Origin of the sequence: Kitasatospora purpeofusca (assembly GCF_036010405.1) — a bacterium.
GTDB lineage: Bacteria > Actinomycetota > Actinomycetes > Streptomycetales > Streptomycetaceae > Kitasatospora > Kitasatospora purpeofusca.
This window is the reverse complement of the sequence record NZ_CP108561.1, coordinates 6,500,484-6,517,571: the sequence shown is the minus strand read 5'-3', so window position 1 is coordinate 6,517,571 and position 17,088 is coordinate 6,500,484. Positions and strand designations below refer to the sequence as shown.

The 17,088-nt window shown below is 73.8% G+C and carries 14 protein-coding genes; 5 read left to right on the top strand and 9 right to left on the bottom strand.

All coding sequences use genetic code 11. The features are described from left to right. The first annotated feature begins 269 nt into the window (after positions 1–269). Positions 270–1,457: a trypsin-like serine peptidase gene (locus tag OG715_RS28535; RefSeq protein WP_266274399.1), complete on the top strand. Its 1,188-nt coding sequence runs from the start codon at positions 270–272 to the stop codon at positions 1,455–1,457. Positions 1,458–1,596: 139 nt separating this feature from the next. Here the strand turns inward: OG715_RS28535 and hflX are convergent, their stop codons facing one another. The 5 genes from hflX to miaA all read right to left on the bottom strand — a co-directional run bounded on the left by hflX (position 1,597) and on the right by miaA (position 8,647). Continuing rightward, positions 1,597–3,105, bottom strand: a complete 1,509-nt coding sequence (hflX, locus tag OG715_RS28530) for a GTPase HflX (RefSeq protein WP_266274400.1) — start codon at positions 3,103–3,105, stop codon at positions 1,597–1,599. Between the two features lie 107 nt (positions 3,106–3,212). Further along, a complete protein-coding gene (locus tag OG715_RS28525; protein ID WP_266274401.1) occupies positions 3,213–5,699 on the bottom strand; it encodes a RelA/SpoT family protein in 2,487 nt (828 codons plus the stop codon). 210 nt (positions 5,700–5,909) lie between these two features. Continuing rightward, positions 5,910–6,821, bottom strand: coding sequence for a diaminopimelate epimerase (dapF, locus tag OG715_RS28520; protein WP_266274402.1), 912 nt, complete (start codon positions 6,819–6,821; stop codon positions 5,910–5,912). Positions 6,822–6,912: 91 nt separating this feature from the next. Continuing rightward, positions 6,913–7,461 (bottom strand): hypothetical protein, encoded by a 549-nt coding sequence (locus OG715_RS28515; RefSeq protein WP_266274403.1) that lies wholly within the window; start codon positions 7,459–7,461, stop codon positions 6,913–6,915. Positions 7,462–7,687: 226 nt separating this feature from the next. Further along, the gene (miaA, locus tag OG715_RS28510) at positions 7,688–8,647 is read right to left on the bottom strand and encodes a tRNA (adenosine(37)-N6)-dimethylallyltransferase MiaA (protein WP_266274404.1); all 960 of its coding nucleotides are present in this window, start codon (positions 8,645–8,647) and stop codon (positions 7,688–7,690) included. A 137-nt stretch (positions 8,648–8,784) separates the two neighbouring features. Between miaA and OG715_RS28505 the strand changes: the two genes are divergently transcribed. Then, a complete protein-coding gene (locus tag OG715_RS28505) occupies positions 8,785–9,123 on the top strand; it encodes an antitoxin (protein ID WP_266274405.1) in 339 nt (112 codons plus the stop codon). A 34-nt stretch (positions 9,124–9,157) separates the two neighbouring features. Here OG715_RS28505 and OG715_RS28500 read toward each other — a convergent pair whose 3' ends face one another. Then, the gene (locus tag OG715_RS28500) at positions 9,158–9,856 is read right to left on the bottom strand and encodes a class III extradiol dioxygenase subunit B-like domain-containing protein (protein WP_266274406.1); all 699 of its coding nucleotides are present in this window, start codon (positions 9,854–9,856) and stop codon (positions 9,158–9,160) included. A gap of 121 nt (positions 9,857–9,977) precedes the next feature. Further along, on the bottom strand, positions 9,978–11,480 hold the full coding sequence (miaB, locus tag OG715_RS28495) for a tRNA (N6-isopentenyl adenosine(37)-C2)-methylthiotransferase MiaB (protein WP_266274407.1): 1,503 nt from the start codon (positions 11,478–11,480) through the stop codon (positions 9,978–9,980). A gap of 86 nt (positions 11,481–11,566) precedes the next feature. On the opposite strand from miaB, the gene OG715_RS28490 reads away from it, so the two are divergent. Further along, positions 11,567–12,574, top strand: a complete 1,008-nt coding sequence (locus tag OG715_RS28490) for a TAXI family TRAP transporter solute-binding subunit (RefSeq protein ID WP_266274408.1) — start codon at positions 11,567–11,569, stop codon at positions 12,572–12,574. A gap of 21 nt (positions 12,575–12,595) precedes the next feature. Here OG715_RS28490 and OG715_RS28485 read toward each other — a convergent pair whose 3' ends face one another. Continuing rightward, a complete protein-coding gene (locus OG715_RS28485; protein WP_266274409.1) occupies positions 12,596–14,038 on the bottom strand; it encodes a sensor histidine kinase in 1,443 nt (480 codons plus the stop codon). Between the two features lie 6 nt (positions 14,039–14,044). Next, positions 14,045–14,800 carry a response regulator transcription factor gene (locus OG715_RS28480; protein ID WP_266274410.1) on the bottom strand — a complete coding sequence of 252 codons (756 nt, stop codon included), beginning with the start codon at positions 14,798–14,800 and terminating at the stop codon, positions 14,045–14,047. 413 nt (positions 14,801–15,213) lie between these two features. Between OG715_RS28480 and OG715_RS28475 the strand changes: the two genes are divergently transcribed. Together OG715_RS28475 and OG715_RS28470 are read left to right on the top strand one after the other, a co-directional pair. Next, positions 15,214–15,987: an amino acid ABC transporter ATP-binding protein gene (locus OG715_RS28475; protein ID WP_323182239.1), complete on the top strand. Its 774-nt coding sequence runs from the start codon at positions 15,214–15,216 to the stop codon at positions 15,985–15,987. A gap of 139 nt (positions 15,988–16,126) precedes the next feature. Next, positions 16,127–17,035, top strand: coding sequence for a glutamate ABC transporter substrate-binding protein (locus OG715_RS28470; RefSeq protein ID WP_266274411.1), 909 nt, complete (start codon positions 16,127–16,129; stop codon positions 17,033–17,035). Positions 17,036–17,088 lie beyond the last annotated feature (53 nt).

The following is a 17,088-nucleotide window of genomic DNA, read 5'->3' as shown; positions in this document are numbered from 1 at the left end:
CTCGCACCGTCGCGTCAGGTAAGGGTTACCTATCCCTGACGGTTGATCACAAGGGCGCTTCACTCGTCCGGGTGAAGACCGGTGAAGGTTCACCATTCGGGAGGGAGCTGGTCCCCCAGTGCCAACGAGCGGACGGCCCCCGCGTCACAGATCGGTGACCGCCGCCCGGGACCGCAACCGGGGGCCGCCCGGTGCCGTCCTGGTGGCCAGTGGCAGACTCCAGGACGGCGGCCCGCCGCCCACACCGAACCACCAGGGGGACAGCACTCATGCCAGCGATCCACCGGTCAGCCGCGGCCGCGGTCCTCGCCGCGGGGACCCTGTTCGCCGTCACCGCCTGCGGCCCCGACGGGCCTTCGGGCGGCGGCGGAACCGCCGCCCCGCCGCCCTCGCCGGGCACCACCGCCTCCGCCTCCGCCGCGGGGGGCGGCACCGGCGTGATCGGCGGCATCACCCTGCCCACCGGCATCCCGACCAGCCTGCTGGAGGGCCTGCCGAAGAGCTGGGACGACCTGACGCGGTGGAAGTTCGAGGACTGGGACAACTGGGCGTCCAAGCACGTCTTCAACAACCCGATCGTCAAGGACTTCTGGAATCCGGACAAGATGGGCGACTCCAAGCCGGCCGACCCGGCGCCGCCCACCGCCAAGCCCGCCGCCGACGACGGGGTCACCGACCCGGAGCCCGCCGTGGTCAAGGCCGTGCCGGTGCCGCGTCCGTACACCAAGCAGCCGTCCGGGAAGGTCTTCTTCTCCGCCGAGGGCGGCCGGGGCAACTGCTCGGCCACCGTGGTCCAGGACCCGGCGCACCCGGGGAAGAGCAACCTGGTCTGGACGGCCGGCCACTGCGTCCACCCGGGCAAGGGCGGCAACTACTTCAAGGACCTGGTGTTCGTCCCCGCCTACAACAACTCGGGCGCCTCCAGCGGCGGCAAGAAGGCCCCGCTGGCCGAGCTGGCCCCGCTCGGCACCTGGTGGGCCAAGGACGTGGTGACCTCGCCGCAGTGGCTGGTCGAGGGCGGCGGGACCGGCGACGCGGCGAACCAGTACGACTTCGCGATCATGCGGGTGAGCAACCAGAACGACAGCGGCAAGTCGCTGGAGGAGACGGTCGGCGGGGCCGTCCCGGTCTGGTTCGACGCCCCACGCGACAAGGTCACCGCCACCGCCGTCGGCTACCCGCTGTACAAGCCGTTCGACGGCCAGGAGCTGTACAAGTGCGAGGGCGGGAAGCCGACCCGGCTCTCCTTCGACCCGAAGCGCCCGTCGATGCTCACCATCGGCTGCAACATGACCCAGGGCTCCAGCGGCGGCGGCTGGTTCGCGCCGATGCCGGACGGCAAGCTCGCCCTGGTCTCCAACACCTCGATCGGCACCCAGGACCACACCTCGCTGAGCGGGCCGTACCTGGAGACGGTCGCCAAGCAGGCGCTGGACTGGATCGCCAAGAAGAAGTAGCCCGGCACGATCACCGGCACGGCCGCCAGCACGATCACCGGCACGGCCGCCGGGAAGAACCGTCCGGGAACGCCGACGGCCCCGGTCCCCTCCTCGCGGGAGGGGACCGGGGCCGTTCGCGTGCTCCGCGCGGCGCGGATCAGCCCTGCGGCGTCAGCGCCACCACGAAGGGCTCCAGCTCGGCGGCCAGCTCGGCCGGCACCTTGGCGTGCAGCAGGGTCCCCTCGCCGGTGTGCTCGGCGCCGAGCAGCTCGCCCTCGGCGTGCACCCGGGACACCAGCGCGCCCTGGGTGTACGGGACGAGCGCCTGCACCTCGATCGCCGGCCGCGGCAGCTCGTCGTCGATGAGCGCGAGCAGCTCCTCGATGCCGACGCCGGTACGGGCCGACACCACGATGGCGTGCGGCTCGCGGCGCAGCAGCCGCTGCAGCACCAGCGGGTCGGCCGCGTCGGCCTTGTTGATCACCACGATCTCCGGCACGTTCTGCGCGTCGACCGAGACGACCACCTCGCGGACGGCCGCCAGCTGCGTCTCCGGCTCGGGGTGCGAGCCGTCCACCACGTGCAGGATGAGGTCGGCGTCGGCGACCTCCTCCATGGTGGAGCGGAACGCCTCGACCAGGTGGTGCGGCAGGTGCCGGACGAAGCCGACGGTGTCGGCCAGGGTGTAGACCCGGCCGCTCGGCGTCTGCGCCCGGCGCACGGTCGGGTCGAGGGTGGCGAACAGCGAGTTCTCCACCAGCACGCCCGCGCCGGTGAGCCGGTTGAGCAGCGAGGACTTGCCGGCGTTGGTGTAGCCGGCGATGGCCACGGACGGCACCTGGTGGCGCTTGCGCTCCTGGCGCTTGGTGTCGCGGCCCTTCTTCATGTCGGCGATCTCCTTGCGGAGCTTCGCCATCTTCTCCCGGATCCGGCGCCGGTCGGTCTCGATCTTGGTCTCACCGGGACCGCGGGTGGCCATGCCGCCGCCGGACGAGCCGGAGCCGCCACCACCCATCTGCCGGGAGAGCGACTGGCCCCAGCCGCGCAGTCGCGGCAGCATGTACTGCATCTGCGCGAGCGAGACCTGCGCCTTGCCCTCGCGGGACTTGGCGTGCTGGGCGAAGATGTCCAGGATCAGGGCCGTCCGGTCGACGACCTTGACCTTGACCACGTCCTCCAGGTGGATCAGCTGGCCCGGGGTGAGCTCACCGTCGCAGACCACGGTGTCGGCGCCGCTGGCGGCGACGATGTCGCGCAGGTCCTTGGCCTTGCCGGAACCGATGTAGGTGGCCGCGTCGGGCTTGTCACGCCGCTGGATCAGACCGTCCAGCACCTCGGAGCCGGCCGTCTCGGCCAGCGCGGCGAGCTCGGCCATCGAGTTCTCCGCCTCCTCCAGGGTGCCGTCGGTCCAGACCCCGACGAGCACCACGCGCTCCAGGCGGAGCTGGCGGTACTCGACCTCGGTGACGTCCTCGAGCTCGGTGGAGAGGCCGGCGACACGACGGAGCGCGGCGCGCTCGCTGCGGTCGTACTGGTCGCCGTCGTAGTGGTGTCCGTGGTCCTCGTCGATGGCCGCGAGGTCCTCGTCCATGAGGGCTTCCGCCCGCAGACCGTCGATGCGGCGCGTGGCGTCGGTCTGGTCGCGGGTGTCGAACGTGGAGGTCATTCTGTCCTTCGGCTACTGGAACGGGTGGCCTGTGCGCGACCGTACGGACGGTCGTGCCGGGAGTCTGCCCAGCTGCCGCCCCGACTACCACTCGGGCGAGGTGCGAGCTACCCCTCGGGGCCGCGGTTCGGACTGGGACTCCTCTGCCCCGAGAACGCCGCGGTCCGGCCGTGAATTCCCCATGATGTTCGCACGCCGGGCGCGGACGGGTCATCCGCATTTCCCTCCGGCGCCGCCGGGTCGCCCGCCGGGCGGACCGCCGGACCGGGCGGGGCGGCCGGGGCCCGGCCGGGGCCGCCGCCGGGCGGGGCGTGCGGCCGCTCCACGTCGTACACCCCGGAGACCCGCAGCATGGCCCGCAGCACCTGGGCCAGCGCGGCCGGGTCAGGCAGCTCGACGGTGTAGGTGTGCCGGACCCGCAGCTCCTGCGGCGGCTCGACCTCGGCCGAGACGATGCCGACGCCCTCCCCCGAGATCGCGGCGGTGAGGTCGGCGAGCAGCCGGGGCCGGTTCAGCGCCTCCGCCCGCAGGGTGGCCCGGTAGCCGCCCGGCGGGGCGCCGCCGGGGCGCCAGTCGACCTCCAGCGCGCCGCGCCCGTCGGCGCGCATCCGCTCCCCCGCCGGGCAGCCGGCCCGGTGCACGGCGATCGCGCCGCCGCGGATCGGGTAGCCGACGATCCCGTCCGGCGGCACCGGGGTGCAGCAGCGGGCCAGCCGGACCGGCGCGCCCGGGCGCTCGGCCGAGGTCACCGGGACGGCGGGCCGGCCGGGGGCGACGGGGTGGGCGGGCGGCGCGGGCTGGCTCGGCGAGGGGCCGGTGCGGACCACCGGGCGGCGGGGCGGGTGGTCGGCCAGCCAGCGCTCGATGGCGATCCTGGCGGCCGGGGTGCGGGCGTGCGCGAGCCATTCGGGGGCGGGGCCGGAGGGCTCGGACCGGTGCCGGCCGGCCGGAGCAGCGGAGGGCCCGGGGCCGTCCGGGCCGTCGGGTCCGAGGGAGCCTTCCGAGCTGTCCGACCGGTCGGAGCCGTCCGACCCGTGGGGACCGTCGGGCACGTCCGAGCCGTCGGTGAGGATGGCCACCCGGTCGCCGTCCTGGAGCACGGTGGAGAGCGCCACCAGCCGCCCGTTCACCCGCGCCCCGATACATCGGTGCCCGGTCTCCTCGCCCAGCAGGTAGGCGGCGTCCACGCAGGTCGCCCCGGCCCGGAGCTGAAGCGTTTCACCCAGCTCGGTGACCGCGGTGATCTCGCGGTCGCCGGCGAGGTCGGCGGTGAGGGCGGACCAGAAGGCGTCCGGGTCCGGGGTCTCCTGCTGCCACTCCAGCAGCCGGGAGAGCCAGCCCGGCCGGGCCGGGTCGGTGCGGTCCAGCTCGTCCGGGGCCTGCTCGCCGCCGCGCGCGGGCTGCCGGGGGTCGCCGAGCGCCACCACCCCGGTCTCGGCGATCGCGTGCATCCGGCGGGTGCGCACCAGCACCTCGACCACCTCGCCGCCGGCCAGCGCCACCGCGGTGTGCAGCGACTGGTAGAGGTTGAACTTGGGCGCGGCCACGAAGTCCTTGAACTCGCCCGGCAGCGGCGTCCAGCAGGTGTGCAGCTCGCCGAGCACGGCGTAGCAGTCGGCGTTCTCCTCGACCACCACCAGCAGCCGCCCGAAGTCGGCCGGCTGCGGCTCCTGCGGGCGGCCGTCCCGCCCCGGGGCGGCGTCCCGCTTGAGCAGCACCCGGTGCAGCGAGACGCAGTGCCGGGGCCGGACGGTCACCTCGGCGGCGACCCCGGCCTCGGCGAGCTGACGGCCCAGCACGTCGGCGAACGGCGCCAGCAGGGTGTCGGGGCCGTCCTCGTGGCGGGCCAGCAGGGCACGGCTGCGGGCGTGCTCCTCCGGGTGCAGGGTGGCGAAGACGATGTCCTCCAGCTCCGCCTTCAGGACCTGGATGCCGAGCCGCTCGGCCAGCGGGATCAGCACGTCCCGGGTGACCTTGGCGATCCGCACCTGGCTGGCCGGCTTCATGTGCCGGATGGTCCGCATGTTGTGCAGCCGGTCGGCGAGCTTGATCACCATCACCCGGACGTCGTCCCCGGTGGCGACCAGCATCTTGCGGAAGGTCTCCGCCTCCGCCGCCGCCCCGAAGTCGACCTTCTCCAGTTTGGTCACCCCGTCGACCAGGTAGGCGACTTCGGGGCCGAACCCCTCGGCGACCTGGTCCAGCGTCAACTCGGTGTCCTCCACGGTGTCGTGGAGCAGCGAGGCGACCAAGGTGGTCGTCCCGGCGCCGAGTTGGGCCAGGATCATGGTGACGGCCAGCGGGTGGGTGATGTACGGCTCGCCGCTCTTCCGCTTCTGGCCCCGGTGGCTCTCCTCGGCCAGCCGGTAGGCCCGGCCGAGGAGGCCGAGGTCAGCCTGCGGATGGTGCCGCCGGTGGGCCTGGACCAGCGGTTCGAGGGCGTCCGGCACCGGCGGGCGGCCGGTGGCCAGCAGCGCGGCGCGCCCGGCGCGTCCGAGCGCGGCCCGGCCCAGTCCGCCGAGCGGCCGTCTGGGCCCGGCTTGCCGTGCGGACGTCGGCTGCCCCGCCAGGGGCTGCCCGGCTTCGATGGTCATCGGCACCTCCGGCAGCGGTACCGGGGGCGTGGGCCGACCCGGTGGTCCATGCTACCGAGCAGAGCACGTTCCGCGATGCCCCGCTTCCCGTCCGTCATACCTGTCACTCGAACGGGGGGATTCGATCCCGTACGAATTGGGCAAACGCGATCGGCCCCCCGCAGCCCGGGCAACGCTCCCCGGGCCGCCCGCACCGCCGGTGAGGGACGGTCAGGCGCCGCCGAGCAGCGCCGTCCAGGACGGGTCCAGTTCGCCGCGGGCGACGATGACCGCCGGGCCGGTCTTCTCCACCCGGCCGTCCGGGTGCTCGGTGATCGTCAGCCGGCCGCCCAGCACGTCGACCGCGTAGGTCACGGCGGTGCCGGTGACCGCCGGGTCCAGGCCGTCCCGCCGGGCGGCGGCCACCGCGACGGCGCAGGCGCCGGTACCGCAGGAGAGGGTCTCGCCGGAGCCGCGCTCGTGCACCCGCATCGCGACGTGCCGGGGCCCCCGGTCCACCACGAACTCGACGTTGACGCCCTCGGGGTAGGCGCCCTCGGGACTGGTCGCCGGCGCCGTCCGCAGCTCCCCGGCGTGGTCCAGGCTCTCGACGAACGCGACCGCGTGCGGATTGCCCATGTTGACGTTCAGGGCCGGCCAGCTGCGGCCGCCGACCGCCACCGCGATGCCGTCCGGTCCGGGCAGGGCGGCGCGGCCCATGTCCACGGTGATCTCCCCGGGCGTGCCGTCCGCGGCGTCCGCCGCGACCCGCACGGTCCGCAGTCCGGCCCGGGTGGCCACCGGCAGCTCGCCGGGCTCGGCCAGTCCGGCCTCGACCAGGTAGCGGGCGAAGACCCGGACGCCGTTGCCGCACATCTCGCCGATCGAACCGTCCGCGTTGCGGTAGTCCATGAACCACTCGGCGCGGTCGGCCTGGTCGGCGGCGGCCGGGTCGGCGGCGGAGCGCACCACGCGCAGCAGCCCGTCCCCGCCGATGCCGGCGCGGCGGTCGCACAGCGCGGCGACGGCCTCGGGACCGATGGTCAGCCGGCCGTCCGGGTCGGGGACGATGACGAAGTCGTTCTGGGTGCCGTGCCCCTTGAGGAAGGGGAGGCCGACGGGCTGCGCGAAGGTTGCGGTCACCCTCCCGATGGTACCGAGGCGCCCCGGACCAGTGCCTTCCGGTTCCGACCCGCGGACCGCGGACCGCGTACCGCGGACCGCTCGGGACCGCCTACCGTCCGGAGAGCCGGACGACCCGCCACAGGGCCAGCGCGCAGGCGGCCAGCACGATCAGCGTGTAGATCACGATCGACCGCCACCCGGCCCGCTCGCCGGTGCCGCGGCGCGGCAGGCCGGGCCACTTGTAACCGGCGTGCCGGGCGGCCATCGCGCCCCAGCCGAGCGAGGCGGCGGTGAGCAGCAGACCGAGCATCCCGATCATCGCCGAACCGGCCCCGGCCGAGCCGAAGGCCAGCGGGAAGGCGAACATCAGCGATCCGGCGGTGGCCAGCAGGGCTATCGGCAGGGTCTGCCACCAGCGGAGCCGGCGGCGCGGCCGGATCTCCCGCTCGTGCACCGCGCCGGCGGGGGCGCTGGTGTCGAGCGCGGGCAGCGCGAGGGCGTACGAGGTGGGCATGTCCAGTCCGGACAGCACCGGCAGGTCCGGCAGCGTCGAGGAGTCGAGGTCGGCGGTCTGCGCCGTGGCACTGCCGCCGACGGCTCCGCCGTTCACGGAACGTCCGGCGCTCTGGCCGGTTTCGGGGCCGGTACCCGTGGACACGCGGCCTCCCCTGACAGTTCGACACGAGTGCGACTCGCGGCCTGGCCGATCGACCCGCCCGGGCCGACCCTTATGACCTCGATGATGGCATGTCCAGGGTGGCGTTCCGGGCCTGACCGGGGTCGTCGGGTGATCCGTGGCCATCACGTGATCCGGTCGTGACCGCCGGACTGTGCTGCACGGCCCCCTGCCCGCGCAACTGCACCGCCGGATGGCCGGAAACCGCCTACCGGACGGCCGTTTCCTGACGATCGATCAGCCCGAGCGAGCGGTCGAGCAGCTCGGCCGGGTCGGTGCCGGCCGGCCGGGAGAGCCAGTGGATCCGGTCGTCCCGGCGGAACCAGGACTCCTGCCGGCGGGCGAACCGCTTGGTCGCCCGGACGGTCTCGGCCCGCGCCTCGTCCTCGGTGCAGGTCCCGGCGAAGTGGTCCAGCACCTGCTGGTAGCCGAGCGCCCGGGAGGCCGTCCGCCCCTCGCGCAGCCCGAGCCCCTCCAGGGACCGCACCTCGTCCAGCAGCCCGTCCCGCCACATCCGGTCCACCCGCAGGGTGATCCGCTCGTCCAGCTCGGGACGCGGCACCGCGACGCCGATCTGCACCGCGTCGTACACGGCGGTGTTGCTCGGCAGGTTCGCGGTGAACGGCTGCCCGGTGATCTCGATGACCTCCAGCGCCCGGACGATCCGCCGGCCGTTGCCGGTGAGGATCGCCTCGGCCGCCGCCGGGTCCAGCGCGGCCAGCCGGCCGTGCAGCGCGTAGGGGCCGAGCTGCTCCAGCTCCGCCTCCAGCCGGGCCCTGACCTCCGGGTCGGTGCCCGGGAACTCCATCTCGTCGATCGCCGCCCGCACGTACAGGCCGGAGCCGCCCACCAGGACGGGGGTGCGGCCGGCCGCGAGCAGCCGGTCGATCTCGGCCCGGGCCAGCCGCTGGTACTCGGCGACGCTGGCGGCCTCGGTGACGTCCCAGATGTCCATCAGATGGTGCGGGACCCCACCGCGCTCCGCCGGGGTCAGCTTGGCGGTGCCGATGTCCATGCCCCGGTAGAGCTGCATGGAGTCGGTGTTGATCACTTCGCCGTCGAGGGCGCGGGCCAGGGCCACGGCCAGGTCGGACTTGCCGGCGGCGGTCGCGCCGACGACCGAGACGACACGGGGGCGGCTGGGCCGGACAGTAGTGGAGCTGCTCACCGGACAAGTCTGCCAAAGAACGACGGCGAACCGGCCGGCCCCCCGTTCAGGTCCGTTTTCGGCCGCCTCGTCCCGTTGCGAACGGTTCCGGCGTGACGGACGTTGTGAGAGAGACAGCGAGAGAAGGGTGAGGCGCCATGGGTCTGATGGACAACCTCAAGGGCAAGGCCGAGGAGCTCAAGGAGAAGGCCAGCGAGTTCGCCGGCAAGCACAGCGACCAGATCGGGAGCGCGGTGGACAAGGCGGGTGGCGCGATCGACAAGGCCACCAAGGGCAAGTACAGCGAGAAGATCGAGCACGGCACCAGCAAGGCCAGGACCGCCGTCGACGACTTCGCCCACAAGCCGGAGGACACGGGGGGCGCCGGGGGTGCCCAGGGCACCGGGGGTACCGGCACCGCCCCGGGCAGCCCGAACGGCGGCGTTCCCGGCGGCACGCCCGGCCCGAACAGCGGCGCGCCCGGCCCGACCGGCTGACCGCCCGGCCTTCCGGCCGGGCCCGGCCCGGGGCTCAGCTCCAGGAGGCGACCAGGTACCCGACCCCGTACGGCGCGTCCTGGTAGCCCAGCCGCGCGGTGAGGCCGGCGCCCTCGGCGGCGCCGGCCAGCACCTGCCAGGGCGCCCGGCCCTCGGCCTTCAGCTCGGCCGCCAGGCCCGGGTCCAGCGCCGCCAGCGCGGCCGTGTCGGCCGTACCCAGCGCCCGGGCGAGCACCGCGTCGTAGCCCTCGGCCCGCTCGTCCAGGTAGCCGGGCGCCTTCAGGGAGCGGCAGGCGCTGCCGTCGCCCATCACCAGCAGCCCGACCCGGTCGGCCAGCCCGGCCAGGCCCTGGCCGAGACCGAGCATCCGGTCGGCGGGCGCGTCGGCGGGTACCGCGCAGGCGTGCGTGGGCAGGGCCGTCCCGGACCGGCCGAGCAGCCAGGCGCCGACGGTCAGCGCGGGCGACAGCTCGGGGCCCTCGGCCCGGCCGCCCGGCAGCGCGGCCACCAGCGGCACGCCGTACCGGTGGAAGGACCCGGCCCCGCCCTCGGTCCAGACCTCGGCCTCCGGACCGGTGCCGACGACGACGAGCAGTTCCGGTTCGGCGGCGAGCACCGCCCCGAGCGCCTCGTCGCAGGCCGCGCGCAGCGGCTCCAGCTCGGCCGAGGCCCCGGCGGCGACCTCGGGGACCAGCAGCGGCGGACAGGGACACACGGCGGCGGCAACCAGCATGCGGATCACTCTAGGGGTTGCCCCGCCGAGAACGCCGACGGCCCGGGGACCGTGCGGTCCCCCGGGCCGTTCGGAATCCGGGCGGAGGGCCCGACCGTCCTCCGGTCGGGCCGGTGCCGGGTCAGTCCCCGCAGCAGGCGCCCCCGGCCGGGGCGGCGAGCGGCAGCGCCTTCGGGGCGCCGATCGACGGCAGCCCCAGCATCACGCCGGCCGGCTTGGCCGCGGCCACGCCCTTGCGCTTCTCCCAGGCGTCCCCGGCCGCGGTGCGCCGCACCGCGAGCGTCGGCCCCTCGGCCAGCAGGTGGTGCGGGGCGGCGTAGGTGATCTCCACGGTGACCGTGTCGCCCGGGCGGACCGGCTCGGCGGGCCGGGTGAAGTGCACCAGCCGGTTGTCCGGGGCGCGGCCGGAGAGCCGGTCGGTCCGGTCGTCCTTCTTGCCCTCGCCCTCGGCGACCAGGATCTCCAGGATCCGGCCGACCTGCTTCTTGTTCTCGTCCCAGGAGATCTCCTCCTGGAGCGCGATCAGCCGGTCGTAGCGGGCCTGGACGACCGCCTTCGGGACCTGCTCGTCCATCTCGGCGGCCGGCGTGCCGGGGCGCTTGGAGTACTGGAAGGTGAAGGCATTGGTGAAGCGGGCCTCGCGGACGACCTTCATGGTCTCCTCGAAGTCCTCCTCGGTCTCGCCGGGGAAGCCCACGATGATGTCGGTGGAGATGGCGGCGTCCGGCATCGCCTCCCGCACCTTGCGGATGATGCCGAGGAAGCGGTCCTGCCGGTAGGAGCGGCGCATCGCCTTGAGGACCTGGTCCGAGCCGGACTGCAGCGGCATGTGCAGCTGGTGCATCACGTTCGGGGTCTCGGCCATCGCGGCGATCACGTCGTCCGTGAAGTCGCGCGGGTGCGGCGAGGTGAAGCGGATCCGCTCCAGGCCCTCGATCTGCCCGGCGGCGCGCAGCAGCTTGGAGAAGGCCTCGCGGTCGCCCAGGTCGGAGCCGTAGGCGTTGACGTTCTGGCCGAGCAGGGTCACCTCGATGACGCCCTCACCGACCAGCGCCTCGATCTCGGCGAGGACGTCGCCGGGCCGGCGGTCCTCCTCCTTGCCGCGCAGCGCCGGGACGATGCAGAAGGTGCAGGTGTTGTTGCAGCCGACCGAGATCGCGACCCAGGCGGCGTACGCGGACTCCCGGCGGGTGGGCAGCGTGGAGGGGAAGGTCTCCAGCGACTCCAGGATCTCGACCTGGGCCTTGCGCTCGACCGCGGCCCGCTCCAGCAGCGCCGGCAGGTGGCCGATGTTGTGGGTGCCGAACACCACGTCGACCCACGGGGCCTTGGCGACGATGGTGTCGCGGTCCTTCTGGGCCAGGCAGCCGCCGACGGCGATCTGCATGCCCTTGTGGCGGGTCTTGACCGGGGCCAGCTGTCCGAGGTTGCCGTACAGCTTGTTGTCCGCGTTCTCCCGCACCGCGCAGGTGTTGAAGACCACCAGGTCGGGGTCACCCTCCTGGCCCGCCTTGACGTACCCGGCGTCCTCCAGCAACCCGGAGAGCCGCTCCGAGTCGTGGACGTTCATCTGGCAGCCGTACGTGACGACCTTGTAGCTCTTCGATCCGCTGTCACCGCTCACCCGACCAGGGTACGGGCAGCTCCCCCGGACCTTCCGCCGTCCTGCCCCCCTCCCGTTCGCCGCGGGCGCCTGGCACTATCCCTTCCATGGCCACCAGCAGCTCCTCCCGGTTCCGCACCGCGGCCCGCCGGCCGTTGTGGCGGATCGCGGCGGCGCTCGTCCTGGTGCTGGCCGGCCTGGGCGGCTGGTGGCTGTCGGAGAGCCGCTCCCCCGGCTACCCGCGCGGCGAGACCCGCCTGGCCACCGGTGTCCAGCGCGGGGTGTACGACCGGTACGGGCAGTTGCTGGACGCCCATCTGGCCAGGGCGATGCCCGGGGTCCGGCTGGAGCTCGACAACTCCGAGGGCTCGATCGACAACCTCCGCCGGGTCACCTCCGGCCGGGACGACTTCGCGATAGCCACCGCGGACGCCGTGGCCCAGTACACCGGCCCCGGCCGGGAGAAGCTGCGGGCCATCGCCCGGCTCTACGACGACTACCTGCAGCTGATCGTGCCGGCCGACTCCCCGGTGCACCGGGCCTCCGACCTCAAGGGCCTGCGGGTCGGCGTCGGCCAGCCGCTCTCGGGCGTCAACCTGGTGACCCGGCGGCTGCTGGCCGCGGCCGGACTGGACCCGGAGCACGACATCACCCCGGCCCCGCTGGGCATCGGCGACGCCGCCGACGGACTGCGGCGCGGCGAGGTGGACGCCTTCTTCTGGTCGGGCGGCCTGCCGACCAGCGCGCTCACCGACCTGTCCGAGCACGTCCGGATCCGGATCGTGCCGCTGGGCGACCTCGCCGAGTCGGTCCACAAGGTCGAGGGCGGCGGCACCGACGCCTACCGGGCGGCCACCATGCCCAAGGGCACCTACCCCAACGCCGAGCCCCAGGACGCGGTCGCCACCGTCGCCGTGCCCAATCTGCTGATCACCCGCGCCGACGTGGACGACGACCTGGTCCAGGGCATCACCCGCGCCGTGATCGACAGCCGCGACCAGATCGGCGCCCAGGTCCACGCCGCCCAGCTGGTCGACCTCCGCACCGCCGTCTACACCGACCCGCTGCCCCTGCACGAGGGCGCCGCCCGCTACTACCGCTCGGTCAAGCCCTGACCCTCGGGTCGGGCCCCCGCCTCAGCCGCGGCGCTTGTCGGCGGCGCGGGGGACGGCGAGGGTCACGGCGAGGCCGTGCGGGACGGCGGTGCCGAAGGTGAGGGAGCCGCCGGCGGCCTGGAGCAGGGTGGTGGCGATCGACAGACCGAGGCCCGAGCCGTCCACGTTCTGGTGCCGGGTACTGCGCCAGAAGCGGTCGCCGGCCCGGGCCAGCTCCTCCTCGGTGAGGCCCGGACCCCGGTCCGAGACGGTCACCGCGACCTCGTCCCGCCGCACCGCGACCAGCACCCGCACCCGGCTCCCCTCCGGCCCGAACTTGATCGCGTTGTCGACCACCGCGTCCAGCGCGCTGCCGAAGCCGATCGGGTCGGCCAGGCCCAGCGCCAGCGCCGGGCCCTCCCAGACCAGCTCGATCCCGCGCTGCCCGGCCAGCGGACGCCAGGCGTCCACCCGGGCCAGGGTGAGCGCGGCGAGGTCGGTGGGCTCCGGCTCGGGACGGGCGTGCTCGGCGGTGGCCAGTCCGAGCAGGTCGTCCAGGACCCGGGCCAGCCGGACGCCCTCCTCGCGGACCCCGCCGAGCTCCTCGTCGTGGCCCTCGGGCAGTTCCAGCCCCAGCACCTCGACCCGCAGCAGCAGCGCCGCCAGCGGGTTGCGCAGCTGGTGCGAGGCGTCGGCGACGAAGGCCTTCTGCTGGTCCAGGGCGAGCACCACGTGGTCGGCCATCTCGTTGAACGAGCGGGCCAGCCGCTGCAGCTCGGGCGGCCCGCCGCCGGGCGCCACCCGGGCGTTCATCCGGCCGGTGGCAATGTCGTGGGTGGCCCGGTCCAGGGTGCGGACCGGACGCAGCACCCACTCGGTCAGCCGGGCCGCGAGCAGCACCGCGACGATCATCGCGACGGCCTCGCCGGCCCCGATCACCAGCCACTGGCGCAGCACCCGGGTGCGCAGCGCGCCGGTCGGGGAGTCGCTGAGCACCACCGCGACCACGTCGCCGTCGCGGACCACCGGGGTGGCGACGGTGAGCGTCCGGTCCGGGGTCCACGGCCAGACCTGCGGCGGGTTGTGGCTGCGCCGGCCGTCGAGCGCCTCCTGGAAGGCCTGGTCGGCCCAGCCGCTGGCGGGCACCCGCCAGTCGGCCGGGGCCACCGCGATCGGCACGCCGTCGCGCTGGAAGATGCCGATCCGCACCCCGTACAGCTCGTGGTAGCGCACCACCTCGGCGTCCAGCGCGTGGCGGCGGCTGAGGTCGCCGGGGGCGGGCTGGGGGTCGCCCTTGAGCGCCGATTCGAGGCCGGAGACGCCGGAGGTCGGCAGGTCCTGGGCGAACCGGGCGGCGTCGTCCAGGCGGTCGACCACCACCCGGCTCTGCTCGGCGGCGGCGAACGCCGCGGCGAGCGGCATTCCGAGCGCGGCGAGCACACAGAGCATCAGCGCGATCAGGATGCCGAGGAGGCGGGTGCGCACGTGCGGTCAGTGCTCCGCGCGGGCCGGGGGCGGGCTGTCGGCGGCGGGCGCCGGGCATTCCGGGATCAGCCGGTAGCCCACGCCCCGGACGGCCTCGACCAGGCCGGGCAGGGCGAGCTTGGTGCGCAGCGAGCCGATGTGCACCTCCAGGGTGCGGCCGTTGCCCTCCCAGCCGCTGCGCCAGACCTCGCTGAAGATCTGCTCGCGGCGGTAGACCACGCCGGGGCTCTGGGCGAGCAGCGCCAGCAGGTCGAACTCCTTGCGGGTGAGCGGTACGTCCCGGCCGTCGACGCTGACCCGGCGGCGCTCGCGGTCGATCACGATGCCGCGGGACTCCAGCGGGCCGCGCTGCTGCGGGACGGTGTCCGGGGCGGGTGCGGCGACGGCGGCGGGCGCGGCGCCGCGGCGAGCGACGGCGTGGATCCGGGCGAGCAGCTCGCCCATGTCGTAGGGCTTGGTGACGTAGTCGTCGGCGCCGAGGTTGAGGCCGTGGATCCGGGAGCGTATGTCGGCCCGCGCGGTCACCATGATCACCGGTACGCCGCTGCCGGCCCGGATCCGGCTGCAGACCTCGAAGCCGTCGCGGTCGGGCAGCCCGAGGTCGAGCAGGACCACCCGGTACGGCTCGTTGCCGTCCGGCACCAGGGCGTCCAGGGCCTCGTGGCCGCTGCGGGCGTGCCGGACCTGGAAGCCGTGCCGGCCCAGGACCGCGACCAGCGCGGCGGCCACGCGTTCGTCGTCCTCGACGAGCAGCAGTCTCATGGTTCTCCTCCTCTCCCGGACGGTTTCCCGGGGGGTGTCCCTCGGTCGCCGTGGGATTGTCACGGCCCCTGCCGGGCAGGTCCCGGTTCTGCGCAGTATGGGCCAGCGAAGGCCCGGACGCCAGGCTCGGCCGGCGGCCGGCCGGCCCCTCCGGGGCTCCGCGATCACGCCCGCCGCGGCCTCCGGACGCTGTCACTGTGCCCTTATCGGACCTTTGTGAACAGCGTTCGCCGGGCGTGTGGCCGGATCGTGATCCTCAAATTCCACTCAGATCGGCTGACGTGGCGACGTCAGGGCTCCTATGGTCGGCCCACCGAGGGTCGCGGCTCCGCCGGCTGCGGCCCTCGGATTCCTACCACCATTGCCGCCCAAGGGAGTTCGCACCCACGGGCCGACCCGAGGGAGCAGGCCCGATGAGCACGAGCCTCGACCAGGACTCCCGCGCCGACGCCGCTCCCCTGGTGGTCCTGCGCAACGTCAACAAGCACTTCGGTGCGCTGCACGTCCTCCAGGACATCGACCTGGAGATCAAGCAGGGCGAGGTGGTCGTACTGATCGGCCCCTCCGGCTCCGGCAAGTCCACCCTGTGCCGGACGATCAACCGGCTGGAGACCGTCGACTCCGGGACGATCACCATCGACGGCCGCCCGCTGCCCGCCGAGGGCCGGGAGCTGGCCCGGCTGCGGGCCGAGGTCGGCATGGTCTTCCAGAGCTTCAACCTGTTCGCCCACAAGACCGTGCTGGAGAACGTGGTCCTCGGCCAGGTGAAGGTCCGCGGCATCGCCAAGGACCAGGCCGTGCGGACCGCCCAGGAACTGCTGGAGCGGGTCGGCGTCGGCGCCCAGGCGTCGAAGTTCCCCTCCCAGCTGTCCGGGGGCCAGCAGCAGCGCGTCGCGATCGCCCGGGCGCTGGCGATGAACCCCAAGGTGATGCTCTTCGACGAGCCCACCTCGGCGCTCGACCCCGAGATGATCAACGAGGTGCTGGAGGTCATGCGCCAGCTGGCCGCCGACGGCATGACGATGGTCGTCGTCACCCACGAGATGGGCTTCGCCCGCTCCGCCGCCAACCGCGTGCTGTTCATGGCGGACGGCCGGATCGTCGAGCAGAACACCCCCGAGGCCTTCTTCACCGCACCGCGCTCCGAGCGCGCCAAGGACTTCCTCTCCAAGATCCTGCACCACTGATGTCCCGGTCCGGACCCCCGGCCGACGGCGGCGGGGCGCCATCGCGCGCCCTCCCGCCCGCCCGCCGGGCCCCCACCCGAACCGCACCCTCCGCCAGAGCCCGGTCGACCCGTGGCCAAGCCCCAGGAGAACTGCCCTCATGAGGACTCGTCGCACCTTCGCCGTCGCGCTCTGCGCCGTCGCGCTCACCGCCACCGCCGCCTGCGGCAAGGACGGAACGCCCGGCACCGCCAACGCCTCGTCCGGCGGCACCCCCGCCCCGGCGCTGCCCACCTACACCGTGAAGACCGACGTCAAGATCGACTCGGCCGTGCTGGCCGAGGCCAAGAAGCGCGGCCAGCTGCTCATCGGCGCCAAGTCCGACCAGCCGTTCCTCGGCTGGGAGGACCTCGCCAGCGGCGACCGCAGCGGCTTCGACATCGAGATCGCCAAGATGGTCGCCGCGGACCTCGGCTTCACCCCGCAGCAGATCAAGTGGCAGACCCTGGTCTCCTCGCAGCGCGAGCCGGCCATCTCCAAGGGCCAGATCGACTTCTACGTCGGCACCTACAGCATCAACGACGAGCGCAAGAAGACCGTCTCCTTCGCCGGCCCGTACTACGTCGCCGGCCAGGACCTGCTGGTCAAGGCCGACAACACCACGATCACCGGCCCGGACTCGGTCAACGGCAAGAACGTCTGCACCGCCACCGGCTCCACCTCGATCAAGAACATCGAGAAGTACTCGCCGAAGATCACCCAGTTCGACACCTACTCGGCCTGCGTCGAGAAGCTGATGTCGGGCGAGGTCGACGCGGTCACCACCGACGACGCCATCCTCAAGGGCTACGCCTCGAAGTACGCCGGCAAGCTCAAGGTGGTCGGCCAGCCCTTCACCAAGGAGAACTACGGCGTCGGCCTGAACAAGGACGACAAGGCGCTGCGCGACGCGATCAGCGACGCGCTCAAGGCCCACCAGGACAACGGCGACTGGAAGAAGGCCTACGACGCCACCCTCGGTCTCTCCGGCGCCACCGCCCCGCAGCCGCCGGCCCTCGACCGCTACTGATCCGCCCGTCCCACCCGATCTCCACGGATCTGCACGGATCCCGACCGATCCCG